The sequence below is a fragment of the Pseudomonas sp. Kh14 genome, from assembly GCF_900291005.1.
Classification (GTDB): domain Bacteria; phylum Pseudomonadota; class Gammaproteobacteria; order Pseudomonadales; family Pseudomonadaceae; genus Aquipseudomonas; species Aquipseudomonas alloputida.
In genome coordinates, this window is sequence record NZ_OLKJ01000094.1 from 1 (window position 1) to 276 (window position 276).

The following is a 276-nucleotide window of genomic DNA, read 5'->3' on the forward strand; positions in this document are numbered from 1 at the left end:
ATACTCGTATCATTGTTATCGAATCTGAACGCCAAGTTATTGGTATTCTAGTCGACAGCGTGGCTGAAGTGGTTTATCTGCGCTCTTCTGAAATTGATACAACGCCAAGTGTTGGCACAGATGAAAGCGCGAAGTTCATTCAAGGGGTGAGCAACCGTGAAGGTAAATTGTTGATTCTTGTTGACCTAAATAAACTGCTCTCGGAAGATGAGTGGGATGAAATGGCTTACCTATAATGATTGACTCTGTGTCTTTGATGTCACCACTGCTATGGGG

Annotated in this window: 1 protein-coding gene; it reads left to right on the top strand. The window is 43.1% G+C overall.

The window, feature by feature from the left end; all coding sequences use genetic code 11:
• Nucleotides 1–236, top strand: a 236-nt coding sequence (locus FQ668_RS27455; RefSeq protein ID WP_178097174.1) for a chemotaxis protein CheW, incomplete at its 5' end; no start/stop codon positions are given.
• Nucleotides 237–276: the final 40 nt, after the last annotated feature.